The following is a 15883-nucleotide window of genomic DNA, read 5'->3' on the forward strand; positions in this document are numbered from 1 at the left end:
AGTACTCGCCTCACCCCCCGGAAGCCGGCTCCGTCTCCCCGGTCTCCAGCGGCGGAGTCGTGAGGCTGCAGTGGGTCCTGCATTCCGGGTGGGGGCACTGCGGGGTGGGGCGGTGGCGGATCAGGGTGGCGGAGAGGACGGAGGCCAGGACCAGGACCCCCGCGCAGATCGGCATCGCCTTGTCGAAGGACGAGTCGAAGGCCGCCGGGAGCCGGTACGCCTCCGGGCCCATGCCCGTCAGGAGGGGCAGGGCGGCCACCGCCATCAGGCCCGCCGCCCGCGCCGCCGCGTTGTTGATGCCGCTCGCCAGGCCCGCTCGCGCCGTGTCGACCGAAGCCAGGACCGTGGCGGTGAGGGGAGCCACCAGGGTGACCATGCCGACGCCCATGACGAGGAGCGCGGGGAGGACGTCCGTCGGGTAGTTCGCGTCCGGTCCCACCCGCAGCATCAGGAGCATCGCCGCCGCGCACAGGAGGGGGCCGACCGTCAGGGGGAGGCGGGGTCCCGTCCGGTCGGCGAGGGCGCCCGAGCGGGCGGAGAAGAGCAGCATCAGGATCGTCGGCGGAAGCAGGGCCGTGCCCGCCGCGAGGGGGGAGTAGCCCGCCACCACCTGGAGCTGCAGCGCCGTCAGGAAGAAGAAGCCGCCGAACGCCGCGTACACGCACAGCGTGACCAGGTTGACCGCCGTGAACTGGCGCGAGGCGAAGATGTCCGGCGGGAGCATCGGGTTCGTCCGGTGGCGCTCCACCTGGACGAAAGCCACCGCCGCCGCCACGCCCGCCACCGCCGTCACCCACACCGCGGCGGACGCGGAGCGGGCCTCGATCAGGGCGTACGTCAGCAGCGCCAGCGCCACCGCCCCCAGCACCGCCCCGAGCACGTCGAACCGCCCGCGCGCCGGACCCGCGTCCGACTCGGGCACGTGCCGCAGCGCCACCGGTACGCAGACCAGGGCGAGCGGCACGTTCAGCAGGAAGACCCACCGCCAGCCCGGCCCCTCCACCAGCCAGCCGCCCAGGAACGGACCGATCGCCGCCCCGACCCCGCCGAACCCGGACCACAGCCCCACCGCCCGGCTGCGGTCCTCGGGATGGAAGGACGCCTGGATCAGCGCCAGCGACCCCGGAGTGAGGAGCGCCCCGCCCACGCCCTGGAGCGCACGGGCGATGATCAGCACGTTCGGGTCGGGAGCCAGCCCGCACATCAGTGAGGCCGCCGCGAACCAGATCACCCCGATGACGAAGACCCGGCGCCGCCCGTACCGGTCCCCCAGCGAACCGCCCAGCAGGATCAGCCCCGCCAGCGTCACCATGTACGCGTTGACCGTCCACTGGAGCGCCGCGAGGCTCGCGTCGAGGTCGCGGCCGATGCGGGGCAGCGCGACGTTGACGACGGTCGAGTCCAGCAGGGCCATGCTGGAACCGAGCACGGTGGTCAGCAGGATCCACCGGCCCTTGGGGGACGCCAGCCGGACGTCGGGCATGCCCCCAGGTATACCCCGGATACCCGTAGGGGGCCCGGCCCCTGCGCGAGACAGGATGCCGGGCCCATGCGGGAGACCACGGAGGGTCACTTCATCCTGTTGCCCGCCGACCGCAGGTTGTTCGCGGCGGTCACGACACGTCCCGCCATGCCGGCCTCGGCCAGCTTGCCCCACGTGCGCGGGTCGTACTGCTTCTTGTCGCCGACCTCGCCGTCGACCTTCAGCACCCCGTCGTAGTGACGGAACATGTGGTCGGCGACCGGACGGGTGAAGGCGTACTGGGTGTCCGTGTCGATGTTCATCTTCACGACGCCGTTCTCCAGCGCGGTGCGGATCTCCTCCTCGGAGGAACCGGAACCGCCGTGGAAGACGAAGTCGAACGGCGACTGCTTGCCGAACTTCGCGGCGACCCCGTCGTTCAGCTCCTTCAGCAGCTCCGGGCGGAGCACCACGTTGCCCGGCTTGTACACGCCGTGCACGTTGCCGAAGGACGCGGCCAGCAGGTAGCGGCCCTTCTCGCCCAGGCCGAGCGCCTCGACGGTACGGATCGCGTCGTCGACCGTGGTGTAGAGGGAGTCGTTGATCTCGTGCGAGACGCCGTCCTCCTCACCGCCGGTCGGGGTGATCTCGACCTCCAGCACGATCTTCGCGCGACGGGCCTGCTCCAGCAGTTCCTGGGCGATCTCCAGGTTGTCCGCGAGGGTCTCGGCGGAGCCGTCCCACATGTGGGACTGGAACAGCGGGTTGCGGCCGGCCTTCACCCGCTCCTCGGACAGCGCGAGCAGCGGACGCACGTAGCCGTCCAGCTTGTCCTTGGGGCAGTGGTCGGTGTGCAGCGCGATGTTGACCGGGTACTTCTCGGCGAGGATGTGCGCGTACTCCGCGAGCGCCACCGCGCCGGTCACCATGTCCTTGCTGTACTGGCCGCCGAGGAACTCCGCGCCGCCGGTCGAGATCTGGACGATGCCGTCGCTCTCCGCCTCCGCGAAGCCGCGCAGCGCCGCGTTCAGGGTCTGGCTGGAGGTGACGTTGATGGCCGGGTAGGCGAACTTGCCTGCCTTCGCCCGGTCGAGCATCTCGTTGTAGACCTCGGGAGTTGCGATGGGCATCTGTCCGCTCCTCGTGTTGCGGGTTGGCGTTCTGCGGTGTACGGCCCTGACCTGGACCCTGGGGCACGACGTCGGCGTCGGCCCCATCTTTCCAGACCTGCCCTGCCGGGCGGTTCGACGGCCGGGGAGAAGTCCAGCGCCAGGCGGACCGTCAGTCCAGACCCAGTTCATCCTTCGAGAAGGCGAACCGGTAGGGAACACCCGCCCCGGCCTCGATCTTCTCCGCGGCGCCGGTCGCCCGGTCCACGATCGTGGCGACGCCGACGACCTCCGCGCCGGCCTCACGTACCGCCTCCACCGCCGTCAGCGGGGAGCCGCCGGTGGTGGAGGTGTCCTCTACGACCAGCACCCGGCGGCCCGCGATGTCCGGACCCTCGACCCGGCGCTGGAGGCCGTGCGCCTTGGCGGCCTTGCGGACCACGAACGCGTCGAGCCGCCCGCCGCGGGCGGCGGCCGCGTGCAGCATGGCGGCGGCCACCGGGTCGGCGCCCATGGTGAGACCGCCCACCGCGTCGAAGTCCAGGTCGGCGGTGAGGTCCAGCAGCACCTGGCCGACCAGCGGGGCGGCCTCGCCGTCCAGGGTGATGCGGCGCAGGTCGACGTAGTAGTCGGCCTCCAGACCCGAGGAGAGGGTCACCTTGCCGTGCACCACGGCCTTGTCCTTGATCTGCTGGAGCAGTTCGCCACGGGTGCCTGACGGCATTGCTTCGTTCACGTCCGTCGTCATACCGCCCAGCTTAGAGGCGGCGCCAGGTCCAGGTGGTGGTCGCCTCCAGCGGCTCCAGCGGGGTGACCAGGCGCTGGGCGGTGTTCAGGCCGTTGGGCGGGCCGGTCTGCGGCTCCACGCACACGGCGGCTTCCTGCTCGTCGTAGACGACCGCCCACGGTTCGCGACTGGCCACCGCGAGTTCGAGCTGTCCCGGCCAGGTCAGGCGCACGTCGACGCCGTCGGGCATCCCGAAGCAGTCGTCCCACGGACCGGGCCGGGGCTCGATGCGGTTACCGGTGGGCAGGTGGTCCTCGCCGCGCTCCTCCTGCCACGCCGGGTGGAAGTCGATCGTCACGTCCTCGCCGCCCAGGTTCCGGTTGAACCAGGGGTGCCAGCCGATCTGCGCCGGGAACGAGTCCTCGTACGTCTCCACGGACATGCTCAGCGTCAGGCTGTCCTCGGCGAGGCTCACGATCTGCGTGACCCTGCCCGAGTGCGGCCAGGGGTCGGTCAGTTCGAACGTCAGCACCGCCTCGTCCGCCGACGTGCGCGCGGTGCGCCAGGCGCCGTCGCGGGCGGTGCCGTGGATGGCGTGCGGAGGGGAGTTCAGCGGCATCTGCCGTACGACTCCGCCGTCCAGGAACTGTCCGCCCCTGATCCGCCCGCACCAGGGGACCATCGGGAAACACCCGAACCGCTCCCCCTGCCGCAGCAGCTCGGTGCCACCGACCAGCAGTCCCCCGATCCGCCCGCCGTTACCGGGCAGCACCCTTGCCTCCGCGTCACCCGCGGTCAACGTGATCTCTCCGTTACTCACGGGTCCGACCCTACTGCTCCCTCGGGGGCGCGGTGGTGCTCAGTGGCGCCTGCGCAGCGCCCGTGCGACCACGATCGCCGAGGCGACCGCCACCGCCGCCGCCGGGGCGGCCCAGCGGAGAGCCGGATTGGCACCGGCCGCCTGGGGGGCGGGTACCGGGGCGTAGCGGCCACGGGGTGGGGCGTGGTCGACCTCCTCCGCGCTGCGGCCGATCATCGTCCGGCGCGCGTGGGCGGCCTCGGCGGGGGGTTCGGCACGGACCTCCAGACCGTCGGGGACGGTGTCGGGGACGACCGCGTCCGTCCCGGGATCGAAGGCGGAGGGGGGCGGAGGGCCGGGCTTGCCGTCACCGGGCCCGGCGTCGGCCCGCCTCTCCGGCGCGGGCTCGTCGTCGCCGGCCGCCGCCTCCCGCTCCGGTCCGGCCGGCTCGTCCTCGGCACGCCGGCCGGGCCCGGTGCCCTCGGTGGCGTCCGCCAGAGTCTGCAGCGTGCGCGTCAGCAGCCGGTTCGCCGCAGTCGTCACCGCGTCCTCGGGAAGTTCCGCCAAGCGGCCGTCCGCCTTGGCCGTGCCGCCCACGGCGACCGTCGTGCCGCCCTCGGTGGGCAGCAGGGCCAGGGTGAGGGACAGCGTCACCGTGCCCGCGCCGCGCGACTCCGTGCCGTCCCCGCGTACCGCGTACGTGCCGTCCGCCCGTGCGCTCACCGCCAGCGTGCCCCGGTACGTGACCGACTGCCCGCCGACCCGCAGCCTCAGGCGGCCGGCGACGGGAGCCGCCCCGGCGTCCTGCTGAAGTCCCGGCACCGCGCGGGCCACCCTCACGGCGTCCGCGAGGGCCTCCCTGAGCCGGTCGGCCGGAACCGGAACGAAGACCTGGAGCTCCATGTTGGCCGAGCCTACCCAGTAGTCCCCGGAATGCACCTGCCCTCAGTACCGCGGATGCACCAGCGTCGACGGGGCCAGACCCGGCACCCGGGTCAGGCGGGCCGCAGCCACGTCCGCCCTCAGCCCCGCGTCCGTCAGGGTGTGCGGGCGCGGGTCCAGGTGGGGGCGGGGGGCCTTCCGGCCCGGGGCGGACAGGAGGAAACCCCAGTCGTGGGGGGTGCGGGAGGGGCCTGCCGAGCGGTCGGGGCCGGTGGCGAAGCCGGTGTCGTGGCCGAGGACCCGGTAGGGGGTGGTGGCGAAGCCCGCCGCGCGCAGGGTCGCCTCGACCGTCCAGAAGGCGCGGGGCCGCGCGGACACCGGGCCGGCGTGCACCGCCAGGCGGCCGTCCGGGGCGAGGACCCGGCGGGTGAGTCCGTAGAACTCCTGGGAGTACAGCTTGGTGCTCGCCGTGATGCCGGGGTCGGGGAGGTCCGCGAGGACCACGTCGTACGCCCCGGCCGGCGCCCGCCGCAGCCAGCTCAGCGCGTCCGCCGCAGTGACGTGCACGCGCGGGTCGTCGTACACGTGCGCGTTGAGCGCGGAGAGGCCGGGGTCGTGGTGGGCCAGGTCCACCAGTCCGGCGTCCGGTTCCACCACGTCCACCCGAGAGACCCCCCGTTGCCGCAGCACCTCCCGCGCGGCCAGCCCGTCCCCGCCGCCGAGGATCAGCACCCGCCGGTGCGGCCCGGACAGCGCGGGGTGGACCAGCGCCTCGCGGTACCGCCGCTCGTCCCGGCCGCCGATCCGCAGCCGCCCGTCGAGGAAGAGGTCGAGCGGCCTGCCGTCCGTGCCCCCGGCGAGGACCACCTCCTGCGCGTCGGTCTGCGCGGCGACCCGCACGTCGGGCCCGTACACCGCGCGCCGGGCGGCCAGCTCGAAGTCGCCGGCGAGCGCGGCGGCGGAGGCGAGCACACCGAGCACCGCCAGCCCGGCGACGAGCAGCGTCCAGCGGGCGCGCCGGGTGAGATCACGGCGGAACAGGCCGAGCACCAGCGCGCTCCCCGCGACCACGTTCACCGACCCGGTGAGCAGCGCACCGGTCAGCTGGCCCAGGAACGGCAGGAGGAGGAAGGGAAACGCCAGCCCTCCCACCAGCGCGCCCACGTAGTCGGCAGCGAACAGGTCGGCCACCGCCCCGCCCGCGTCCTGCCGCCGGATGCGCTGGATCAGCTCCATCAGCAGCGGCACCTCGGCGCCTACCAACAGCCCGATGGCGAGGGAGAATCCGACCAGCAGACAGCGCGGCCCGTCCGCCCAGATCCCGCCCCAGCCGCCGGTCCACGCGAACACCGCGTACAGCGCCATGGCGCTGCACCCGCCCACCAGCGCGAGCGCGGTCTCGATCGCACCGAACCCCACCGCCGCGTGCCAGCGCAGCCGCTTCGCGCCGAGCGAGCCGATGCCCATGGCGAACACCATCACCGACAGCACCACGGACGCCTGGGTGACCGAATCACCGATCAGGTACGAGGCGAAGGCGACGAGTTCGAGTTCGTACACCAGCCCGCAGGCGGCGCAGACGAAGACGCACGCGAGCACCAGGAACCGCCCGGTACCGGGCTCCACGGGCAGCCACCCGGGCTCGGCCCAGGGCGGGGCACCCGAGGACAGCGGGGCACCCCGGGACACGGGGGCGTGCGGATCGATCACGCTGCGACGTTACGTCACCGCGGCGGCACGCCTCGTCACCCACACGTGTGGAAACTCCCCGTCAACCTGGCCCTGTTGGTTTATCAGGCGCACTGCCCCGCCGGGACTCTCACCTCGACGCGGGTGCGGGTCGCCACCAACTGCCCGTCCTGCGGGTACGCGTGCCAGGTACGCCACCGCACCTGGCCCTCGTGCCGCTGGGCGAGCATCGCGGTGAAGGCGTGCGGGCTGCCGGGGAACACCCCGACGAGTCCGTGCGGATGCTCGGAGACCAGGGCGAGCAACTCCTGTGCCCGGCCCGCGAAGGAGCCCGGCGTGAGCATCTCCACGCGCGCCGCGAACTCGTACTCCCAGCCGCCGAGGCGCTTGGCGACGCCCAGCGGGAGCGGAGTGGAGGAGCCGGGGATGCACGCGACCGTCTCCGAGCAACTGCCCCGGTCCTCCTCCAGGAGCACCTGGTGGGAGGCGCCGAGCAGCCTCAACTGTATTTTCGCCCCCCTCAGTTCGAGGTCGAGGGTGGCCAGGGCGGGCAGCGGCTCACGGCCCAGGGCCCAGGCGAGGTCGGCGGCTCGGGTGTCGGTGTAGGACGTGTTCAGGGTCGTGAGCATGGATCGGCTCCGCTAACACACGAGGGGAGGGACGGCACACCTCGGTGGCACCGGGCGATTCGGACAGGTCGGCCCGGCTGGAGAAGCGTGTCCCTGGAACGTCCGAGGGCTCGAGGTGGTGTTTTAGAGGGAATCACGAACACTGGCCCTGCCACAGCGTTTTTACCCAAGTTCGTAGGGTTTCCATCCCTCAGAGGGCTCCACAGCTCAACTGTTCAACTACGGCGTACGCCCAGCGCGGAGCGGAGGGGCTCCGCCGGATCGCCCGCCCGGGTGGCCGTCCCCTGGGCGTTTCCGCCACACGAGGGCGGCCGAATACCGCCGCCCGCGGCCGCCCGGACGCTTCGATGTGCGCGGTCCGAGGGCTCAGTTGCCGCCTCCGCAGCCTCCGCCACCGCAGGAGGAGCCGCCACCGCAGGAGGACCCGCCGCCGCAGGACGAGTGGCCGCCGCCGCAGGAGGAATGCCCGGAGTGCCCGCCGCTGTCACCGCCGTGGTGACCGCCGTGGTGACCCCCGTGATGCCCACCGCCGGAGGAGGACCCGGAGTCCCCGCCCCAGACCCACCAGCTGGACCCGCCGTCGTACGTCCCCGACCCCGAGGACGAGGACCCCGCCGACCGGTTCCCGCCGCGCCGCGACGACCGCGCCTTCCCGGCGGAGACCCCGCACGTCCGCCGCCGCCGCGACCGCGCCGCGGCCACGACGACCAGGACCGCCACGATGAGGATGATGCCGAAGACCATGGCGTCCCCCCTCCTTCCGTTCCCCCGAAGCGACCCCCCGTGGGCCCCTCGTCCACCCCCGCGCACCGCGGGGTGACCGGGAAATGCCCGCCCGGGCAGAACCCCAAAGCCGAGTTGAGGAACTTCAGAGGGTTCTCCCACGCCAACGTCCCTTGACCTGCGAAAACAGGCAGATCAGGGGCCGCCGCTGTCTTCTGGGCCGTTCAGGGGCCGTGATCTTCCCGCGGGGCACTCCACAGGCGTCGACGCGGCCTTCCCCCCGGCACGCCTGCGCCGTCGACGCCTCACCGGACGACGTTGCGTACAACGCGCTCAAGGCCGGCTGTGAGCGGGCGGCCGAGGAGGGCTTCCCGGGGCGCACCCCGATCGTCAATCCCTGGTGCTCGACGAGGGCGGCTACCCGCGACCGAAGTACCTCCAGGGGGTCTCCGGGCCGTCCGGCGGAGCCGCGGATCACCGGCTTGCGGTTTCAGAACTCTGGCTTTTCGGGAGTGACGTGCGCGGAGCGGGGTCGAACACCTGAGTGCGGCTGGACGCGGGTCACGGCAGGATGAGCGGATGGAGCAACCACTTGACGTGCCCGAACTCGCTGCCGGTGCGGGTTTCACGCTGCGGCCGTGGCGCATGTCGGACCTCGGCCTGGTCCGTGAGGCGTCGGAGGACGATCACATCCCGTTGATCACGACGGTGCCGGCTCCGTTCTCCGAGGCGGAAGGCGTCGCGTTCGTCGAGCGGCAGTGGGGGCGGGCAACCACCAGGTCTGGCTATCCGTTCGTCATCGTCGGCCCGGACGGCGAGCCGGTCGGCAACGTGGGGCTGTGGCTCAAGGACCTGGGGCAGGGCCGCGCGTCGCTTGGTTACTGGGTCGTCAAGTCGGCGCGAGGCCAGGGTGCCGCCGGGACCGCGCTCGAGGCAGTTGTCCGCTGGGCCCGGCGGGAATTGCGCATCCCCCGGTTGGAGCTCTACGTGGAGCCGTGGAACAGCGCCTCTCAGCGAACCGCGGAGCGCGTCGGTTTCCAACGCGAGGGCCTGATGAGGAGCTGGCAGCAGGTCGGGGCCGAGCGTCGGGACATGTTCATGTACTCGCTGCTGACCGACGGGTGGTGACGCGGACGGCCTTCAGGCCGCGCTGGTCAGGGCTGTGTGCGGCGGCTGCCCCCGCGGCTGACACCAACAAGCACGAACAGCGGCGGTCGGCACCGGACCTCAGTGGGCGGTCGACCGAGGCGCAAGCTCGGTCGACCGACGTCGACGGGCCCCCGTGAATCGACCTGATCGACCTGATGAGGACGAGGCTCGAACCCGTCTCAGGCGGGGTGCCCCCTCAAGATTGTTCACGTGGTCGGTCCCTGACTTCCCCGCTTCCGCGACACCGTGCCCGATGTCCGCCTCCGATGAGGAGGCGCCGGCCGGAGGAGCAAGGCATCCTCGCCAAGGACCGCCACGGTCCGAACGATAACGACTGCCGGAGTCGGGCCACGGCTCAGGTACGGCCGGTGCTGGGCCCTCTGTGGGCCGTCCGAGGGCGGCCGACGACAACCGGTGATGACAGTCGATGACCGCCCTCGCCCTGCTCGGAGACGGTGCCTCGGGTACCGGCGCCGGCACCGACCAGCGAAGCACGGTTGAGGAACTCCGGAGCGTGGGCGGAGGATGGCCGGCATGACCTCCACCGCGCGTCCGTACCTCAACCGCCGGCTCGCCGAGTTCGGGACGACCATCTTCGCCGAGATGTCAGCGCTGGCCACGGCCACCGGCGCGATCAACCTCGGGCAGGGCTTCCCCGACACAGACGGCCCCGAGGAGATCAGGGAGGCGGCGGTGCGGGCGCTGCGGGACGGGCGGGGGAACCAGTACCCGCCGGGTCCGGGCGTGCCGGAGCTGCGGCACGCGATCGCCGCGCACCAGCGGCGCCGGTACGGTCTCGCATTCGACCCCGACACCGAGGTGCTGGTCACGGCGGGCGCAACCGAGGCCATCGCGGCGGCCCTGCTCGCCCTGATGGAGCCGGGCGACGAGGTGGTGGCGCTGGAGCCGTACTACGACTCGTACGCGGCGAGCATCGCCATGGCGGGCGGGCACCGTGTGCCGGTGACGCTGCGCCCGGCCGGGGACCGCTTCCGGCTGGATCTGGACGAGCTGCGCGCGGCCGTCACCGACCGCACCCGGCTGCTGCTGATCAACACCCCGCACAATCCGACCGGCACGGTCCTCACCCGCGAGGAGCTGGCCGCGATCGCCGGGCTGGCGGTGGAGCGGGACCTGCTGGTGGTGACGGACGAGGTGTACGAGCACCTGGTCTTCGACGACGCCGAGCACCTCCCGCTCGCGGGGTTCCCCGGCATGCGCGACCGCACGGTGACGATCGGCTCGGCGGGCAAGACGTTCTCGTTCACGGGCTGGAAGGTCGGCTGGGTTACCGGCGCCCCCGGTCTCGTCACCGCCGTCCGCTCGGCCAAGCAGTTCCTGACGTATGTCGCCTCCGGGCCCTTCCAATACGCCGTGGCCGAGGCCCTGCGCCTGCCCGACTCGTACTTCGCGGACTTCCGCGCGGACATGCTGGCCAAACGGGACCTGCTCGCGGGCGGCCTGGAGCGGGCGGGCTTCAAGGTCTTCCGCCCGGCCGGCACGTACTTCATCACCACCGACATCCGGCCCCTCGGTGAGAGCGACGGTTTCACCTTCTGCCGTGCGCTGCCGGAGCGTTGCGGGGTGGTCGCGATCCCCAACGCGGTCTTCTACGACAACCGTGAGCAGGGCGCGCCCTTTGTCCGCTTCGCGTTCTGCAAGCGGACAGGCGTGCTGGAGGAGGCGGCTTCCCGACTCAAGACGCCGGCCGCCTAACAGCCACAGACGTACCAACATATGTACCGGCCACGCGGCCTGGTTGCTCCGAGCCGCCGCGCACCCGCACTCGACTGCCGCCTGTTCGAGGTGGGACACCGGTGTTCGGCAGCCGTATCACGCGGCCCGCCTGTCGGCGGACAGGCTTCCATCAGCGAACCGGCCCCGAAGGATACGAACCCGGGCTGGACTCTGCGAAGAAGGTGATGTGCGGGCAGTGGCCCTCCTCGCCCAGCCGGGCGCCGGCCGCGCTGCCGCTCGGGATCGTCGAAAGGCCAGGCCATCCCGGCCTGCTGACCCGGCCAGGAACGACCACGTCCGGCGACGGCGGTGCCGACGGCACGGGCCTGGCGAGCGGGGAGTCCCTCGTCAGCGGGCGTCCGCCTCGGGCTCCGGGCGCGGGAGCTCATCGAGGTCAAGGGTGAACGTGCGGCCGTCGGCCAGGGGGATGGGGAGCTTGCCCGTGCCGTACCTGTGGGTGTGTGCGGCGATGTAGCCGGTGGCAGTCGGCTGGGTGTGGAGGACGACTTCCTGGGCGTAGGGGTCCACGACCAGGTAGATCGGGATTCCGTAGCGGCCGTACTTCGCGGTGCAGTCGTCGTAGTCCTTGCGTGCGGAAGAGGTCGAGACGACCTCGGAGATCAGCAGGACGTCCTCGAAGCTGTAGCGCTTGCCTTCCTTGCGTGCGTCCTCGCGCAGGATCGCGAGGTCGGGGGCGGAGTTCTCGTCGGCGGGGAAGTCGATGTAGACGTCGGAGGTGACCTTCGCGTGACGGCCGAGGGCGAGAGCGGAGTCGATCTGCATCGACCTGATGGTGCTGGAGTGCTCTTCGCTCCGCGGGGTCATGATCACCTTTCCGTCGGCCCCGAACAGGACCGTGTACCCCTTGGGGAACTCGGTGTGCACGATCGCGTCGACGCTCATGGACGGCTCCTTCCCGTGTGTGGTCAGGATACGACGGACAGTGCCGCGTCACCGAGCCCGTCGGTACGGCCGGCAGACCGGTACGGACAGGGTTGTGCGGCCCGCTCGCCGCCGGTGCCGGAGATCCGCAGCGGGGCCCGTCGCACGACATGGGAATAGGTAGGCCGACGAGGTGTCGGCTGGGTGACGGCGGCTCCCGCCCTGGTCGGCGCGGTCCGCTCGGCGAAGCAGTACCTCACCTACGTCTCCGCGGGTCCCTTCCAGTACGCCGTCGCCGAGGCCCTCGCGCTCCCCGACTCCTACTTCGACGGCTTCCGCCGCGACATGCTCGCCCGCCGCGACGTCCTCGCCGCGGGCCTCGCGGAGGCGGGCTTCGGCGTCTTCCGTCCCGCGGGCACGTACTTCATCACCACCGGCATCCGCCCCCTCGGCGAGACCGACGGCTTCGCCTTCTGCCGCGCCCTCCCCGAACGGGCCGGCGTCGTCGCCGTCCCGAACGCCGTCTTCTACGACGACCGCGCCGAGGGTGCCCCCTTCGTACGGTTCGCGTTCTGAAAGAAGCCGGAGATCCTCCAGGAGGCCACCGGACCGGCTGCGCCGCAGGGCGTGACGGCGAAACGGCCGGGGGCCGGGGCGCTTCTCGCTGCCCCGGCCCCCGGCCGTCCGCGGTTCGGGGTGGACTACTCCACGTCCCCGCCCGAGTCCTCCGCGTCGTCGATCTCCTGCTCCAGGCCGAGCTGCTCGGCGAGCCACTTGTCGAACTCGATGGCCGCGCGGACCCAGCTCACGACGGAGGAGACGAAGTGGTTGAGGTCGACGCCCGTGCCGATCAGCATCTGGGCCTCGCCGATGAGGCGGACCGTGCCGTCGTCGTGGGTGTGGGTGTAGACCTTCGGCCACAGGGTGCGCCGGTTCCAGTCGTCGACGGACTCCAGCAGCCGCGTCTTCTCCTCGATCAGGTGCGGACGGTCGTAGAAGGTCCGCACGGAGAAGACGGCCTGCTCGTCCTCGCCGCGGAACATGAAGTACGTCCGGAACTGCTCCCAGGGCGCCGCGAGGTCACCCTCCTCGTCCACGACGTACTTCAGCTCCATCTGGTCCAGGAGCTGCTTCACGAGGTCCTGGTCCGGGAGGACGGGACCCGCCGGTCCCTGCGGCTGCTGCTCGGGCTGGCCCCCGAAGTTCGGAATCGAGGACGGGTCGATGCTCACCGTGGTTCTCCTTCGTACGGAATCCCGCCATCCTCTCCCAGAGGGGGAGGTCCGTGGCAAGCCCCGGCGCGGCCTGTCAGCCACGGGCGGACACGCGGCCCGCGCGCAGGTGTCACGCGTCGCCCGGACGAGTGACACCCGGGCGCGGGGGACATCCGCGCGGGGGCTGGTCTACAGGGACTTCCCCGTCGCCGGACCCACCTTCAGCCCGTCCTCGGCGCGGTCCACGCGGACCGTGTCACCGTCCTTGATCTCGCCGGAGAGGATCTCCCTGGCGAGGCGGTCGCCGATGGCCGTCTGGACCAGGCGGCGCAGCGGGCGGGCGCCGTACGCCGGGTCGTTGCCCTCCTCCGCGAGCCAGGCCAGCGCCTCGGGCGTGACGTCGAGGCTGAGGCGCCGCTCCGCCAGCCGCCGCCCGAGCCGGTCGATCTGGAGGCGGGCGATCCGGGCCAGCTCCGCCTCGCTGAGCGCGGAGAACACCACCAGGTCGTCCAGCCGGTTCAGGAACTCCGGCTTGAAAGAGGCCCGCACGGTGTCCAGCACCCGCTGCCGCTTCTCCGCCTCGTCCAGCGCCGGGTCGACCAGGTACTGGCTGCCCAGGTTGGAGGTGAGCACCAGGATGGTGTTGCGGAAGTCGACCGTGCGGCCCTGGCCGTCCGTCAGGCGGCCGTCGTCCAGGACCTGGAGCAGGATGTCGAAGACCTCGGGGTGCGCCTTCTCCACCTCGTCCAGCAGCACCACGCTGTACGGGCGCCGCCGCACGGCCTCGGTGAGCTGGCCGCCCTCCTCGTACCCGACGTAGCCGGGAGGCGCGCCGACCAGGCGGGCGACGCTGTGCTTCTCGCCGTACTCCGACATGTCGATGCGGATCATCGCCCGCTCGTCGTCGAAGAGGAAGTCCGCCAGCGCCTTGGCCAGTTCGGTCTTGCCGACACCGGTCGGGCCGAGGAAGAGGAAGGAGCCGGTGGGCCGGTCCGGGTCGGCGACCCCGGCGCGCGAGCGGCGCACCGCGTCGGAGACCGCCTGCACGGCCTCGCCCTGGCCGATGAGCCGCTTGCCCAGCTCGTCCTCCATGCGCAGCAGCTTCTGCGTCTCGCCCTCCAGCAGACGGCCGGCCGGGATACCGGTCCAGGCGGCGACGACGTCCGCGATGTCGTCGGAGCCGACCTCCTCCTTGACCATGGTGTCCTTCGCGGCCTCCTCCTCGGCCTCGGAGGCGGCCTCCAGCTCCTTCTCCAGCTCCGGGATCTGGCCGTACAGCAGCTTGGAGGCGGTGTCGAAGTCGCCGTCGCGCTGGGCGCGCTCGGCCTGGCCGCGCAGGTCGTCCAGGCGCTCCTTCAGCTCACCGACGCGGTTGAGGGACTGCTTCTCCTTCTCCCAGCGGGCGGTGAGCCCGCGCAGCTCCTCCTCCTTGTCGGCGAGGTCGCGGCGCAGCCGCTCCAGACGCTCGCGGGAGGCGGGGTCGGTCTCCTTGCCGATGGCCAGCTCCTCCATGCGGAGCCGGTCGACGCCGCGCTGGAGTTCGTCGATCTCCACCGGGGAGGAGTCGATCTCCATGCGCAGCCGGGACGCGGCCTCGTCCACGAGGTCGATCGCCTTGTCGGGCAGGAAGCGGGAGGTGATGTACCGGTCGGACAGGGTCGCGGCCGCCACCAGCGCGCTGTCCGCGATCTGCACCTTGTGGTGCGCCTCGTACCGCCCCTTGAGACCTCGCAGGATGGCGATGGTGTCCTCGACGCTCGGCTCGGCCACCAGCACCTGCTGGAAGCGCCGCTCCAGTGCCGGGTCCTTCTCGATCCGCTCGCGGTACTCGTCCAGCGTGGTCGCGCCGACCATGCGCAGTTCGCCGCGGGCCAGCATCGGCTTGAGCATGTTGCCCGCGTCCATCGCGGAGTCGCCCCCGGCGCCCGTGCCGACGACCGTGTGCAGCTCGTCGATGAAGGTGATGACCTGCCCGTCGGAGTCCTTGATCTCCGAGAGCACCGCCTTGAGCCGCTCCTCGAACTCACCGCGGTACTTGGCGCCCGCGACCATCGCGCCGAGGTCCAGCGAGACCAGCCGCTTGTCCTTCAGGGACTCCGGCACGTCGCCCTTGACGATGCGCTGGGCCAGCCCCTCGACCACGGCGGTCTTGCCGACGCCCGGTTCACCGATGAGGACGGGGTTGTTCTTGGTGCGGCGGCTCAGCACCTGCACGACCCGGCGGATCTCCTGGTCCCGGCCGATGACCGGGTCGAGGCGGCCCTCACGGGCGGCGGCGGTGAAGTCGGTGCCGAACTTCTCCAGGGCCTTGTACTGACCCTCGGGGTCGGCAGTGGTCACGCGGCGTCCTCCTCTGGCCTTCTGAAAGGCCTCCTGCAGCTTCCTGGCGGTGGCCCCCTGCTCGCGGAGCACCTCCCCGGCGGCGCCGCCCCTGGCGGCGAGACCGGTCAGCAGGTGTTCGGTGGAGAGGTAGTCGTCCCCGAGGTCCCCGGCGCGCTCGTCGGCGTCCGCGAGGACGGCGAGCATCTCCCGGCTGGGCTGCGGGGGCGCGACGGTGGAGCCGGTCACGCTGGGCAGCGCGGCGAGCGCTCGCTCGGCCCCGGCGCGCACGGCGGCCGGGTCGGCGCCGACGGCGGCGAGCAGGTCGGTGATGTTCTCGTTGTCCTGGCCCGCGAGCAGGGCGAGCAGCAGGTGAGCGGGCGTCAGGTCGGGGTGCCCCTCCGTCACGGCCCGCTGGCTCGCGGCGTTGATCGCGTCCCGGCTCCGGTTGGTCAGCTCTGCGTCCACGTGCGTGTTCTCCCCTTCCGCCACTGCCCCACTGATGACTTAACCAGTGTACACAAACTTGAGTCAGGTGCACTCAATTAAGCCTCCGGGCTTC

The 15883-nt window shown here is 72.0% G+C and carries 12 protein-coding genes and 1 pseudogene; 3 read left to right on the plus strand and 10 right to left on the minus strand.

Annotated features, from left to right (window positions below):
* Positions 1-10: 10 nt before the first annotated feature.
* From ACWCV3_RS08345 to ACWCV3_RS08375, 7 genes are all read right to left on the minus strand, one after another.
* On the minus strand, positions 11-1483 hold the full coding sequence (locus ACWCV3_RS08345; RefSeq protein WP_451220238.1) for an MFS transporter: 1473 nt from the start codon (positions 1481-1483) through the stop codon (positions 11-13).
* An 86-nt stretch (positions 1484-1569) separates the two neighbouring features.
* The gene (gene fbaA / locus ACWCV3_RS08350; RefSeq protein WP_451220240.1) at positions 1570-2592 is read right to left on the minus strand and encodes a class II fructose-bisphosphate aldolase; all 1023 of its coding nucleotides are present in this window, start codon (positions 2590-2592) and stop codon (positions 1570-1572) included.
* 151 nt (positions 2593-2743) lie between these two features.
* Positions 2744-3295: an orotate phosphoribosyltransferase gene (gene pyrE / locus ACWCV3_RS08355; protein ID WP_451220355.1), complete on the minus strand. Its 552-nt coding sequence runs from the start codon at positions 3293-3295 to the stop codon at positions 2744-2746.
* A 34-nt stretch (positions 3296-3329) separates the two neighbouring features.
* The gene (locus tag ACWCV3_RS08360; protein WP_451220243.1) at positions 3330-4118 is read right to left on the minus strand and encodes an aldose epimerase family protein; all 789 of its coding nucleotides are present in this window, start codon (positions 4116-4118) and stop codon (positions 3330-3332) included.
* Positions 4119-4157: 39 nt separating this feature from the next.
* Positions 4158-5000 carry an SRPBCC domain-containing protein gene (locus tag ACWCV3_RS08365; RefSeq protein WP_451220246.1) on the minus strand — a complete coding sequence of 281 codons (843 nt, stop codon included), beginning with the start codon at positions 4998-5000 and terminating at the stop codon, positions 4158-4160.
* Positions 5001-5042: 42 nt separating this feature from the next.
* Positions 5043-6689, minus strand: a complete 1647-nt coding sequence (locus ACWCV3_RS08370) for a polyamine aminopropyltransferase (protein WP_451220249.1) — start codon at positions 6687-6689, stop codon at positions 5043-5045.
* Between the two features lie 83 nt (positions 6690-6772).
* Entirely contained in the window at positions 6773-7297 is a 525-nt protein-coding gene (locus tag ACWCV3_RS08375) for a DUF2617 family protein (RefSeq protein ID WP_451220251.1), read from the minus strand.
* Between the two features lie 1320 nt (positions 7298-8617).
* Here ACWCV3_RS08375 and ACWCV3_RS08380 point away from each other — a divergent pair.
* The gene (locus ACWCV3_RS08380; protein ID WP_451220254.1) at positions 8618-9148 is read left to right on the plus strand and encodes a GNAT family N-acetyltransferase; all 531 of its coding nucleotides are present in this window, start codon (positions 8618-8620) and stop codon (positions 9146-9148) included.
* Positions 9149-9694: 546 nt separating this feature from the next.
* Positions 9695-10885 (plus strand): pyridoxal phosphate-dependent aminotransferase, encoded by a 1191-nt coding sequence (locus ACWCV3_RS08385; protein ID WP_451220257.1) that lies wholly within the window; start codon positions 9695-9697, stop codon positions 10883-10885.
* A gap of 369 nt (positions 10886-11254) precedes the next feature.
* Here the strand turns inward: ACWCV3_RS08385 and ACWCV3_RS08390 are convergent, their stop codons facing one another.
* The gene (locus ACWCV3_RS08390; RefSeq protein WP_451220260.1) at positions 11255-11809 is read right to left on the minus strand and encodes a Uma2 family endonuclease; all 555 of its coding nucleotides are present in this window, start codon (positions 11807-11809) and stop codon (positions 11255-11257) included.
* A 174-nt stretch (positions 11810-11983) separates the two neighbouring features.
* Between ACWCV3_RS08390 and ACWCV3_RS08395 the strand changes: the two are divergent.
* Positions 11984-12364, plus strand: a pseudogene (locus tag ACWCV3_RS08395) (aminotransferase class I/II-fold pyridoxal phosphate-dependent enzyme); the annotation flags it as partial.
* Between the two features lie 125 nt (positions 12365-12489).
* On the opposite strand, the gene ACWCV3_RS08400 reads toward ACWCV3_RS08395, so the two are convergent.
* Together ACWCV3_RS08400 and clpB are read right to left on the minus strand one after the other, a co-directional pair.
* Positions 12490-13020 (minus strand): YbjN domain-containing protein, encoded by a 531-nt coding sequence (locus tag ACWCV3_RS08400; protein WP_451220263.1) that lies wholly within the window; start codon positions 13018-13020, stop codon positions 12490-12492.
* Between the two features lie 171 nt (positions 13021-13191).
* Positions 13192-15789, minus strand: a complete 2598-nt coding sequence (gene clpB / locus ACWCV3_RS08405) for an ATP-dependent chaperone ClpB (protein WP_451220266.1) — start codon at positions 15787-15789, stop codon at positions 13192-13194.
* Positions 15790-15883 lie beyond the last annotated feature (94 nt).

Source organism: Streptomyces sp. NPDC001781 (assembly GCF_053596035.1).

Coding starts and splice junctions, on each gene's coding strand:
- ACWCV3_RS08345 (WP_451220238.1), bottom strand. CDS start 1,483: ATGCCCGACGTCCGGCTGGCGTCCCCCAAGGGCCGGTGGATCCTGCTG.
- fbaA (WP_451220240.1), bottom strand. CDS start 2,592: ATGCCCATCGCAACTCCCGAGGTCTACAACGAGATGCTCGACCGGGCG.
- pyrE (WP_451220355.1), bottom strand. CDS start 3,295: ATGCCGTCAGGCACCCGTGGCGAACTGCTCCAGCAGATCAAGGACAAG.
- ACWCV3_RS08365 (WP_451220246.1), bottom strand. CDS start 5,000: ATGGAGCTCCAGGTCTTCGTTCCGGTTCCGGCCGACCGGCTCAGGGAG.
- ACWCV3_RS08375 (WP_451220251.1), bottom strand. CDS start 7,297: ATGCTCACGACCCTGAACACGTCCTACACCGACACCCGAGCCGCCGAC.
- ACWCV3_RS08385 (WP_451220257.1), top strand. CDS start 9,695: ATGGCCGGCATGACCTCCACCGCGCGTCCGTACCTCAACCGCCGGCTC.
- ACWCV3_RS08390 (WP_451220260.1), bottom strand. CDS start 11,809: ATGAGCGTCGACGCGATCGTGCACACCGAGTTCCCCAAGGGGTACACG.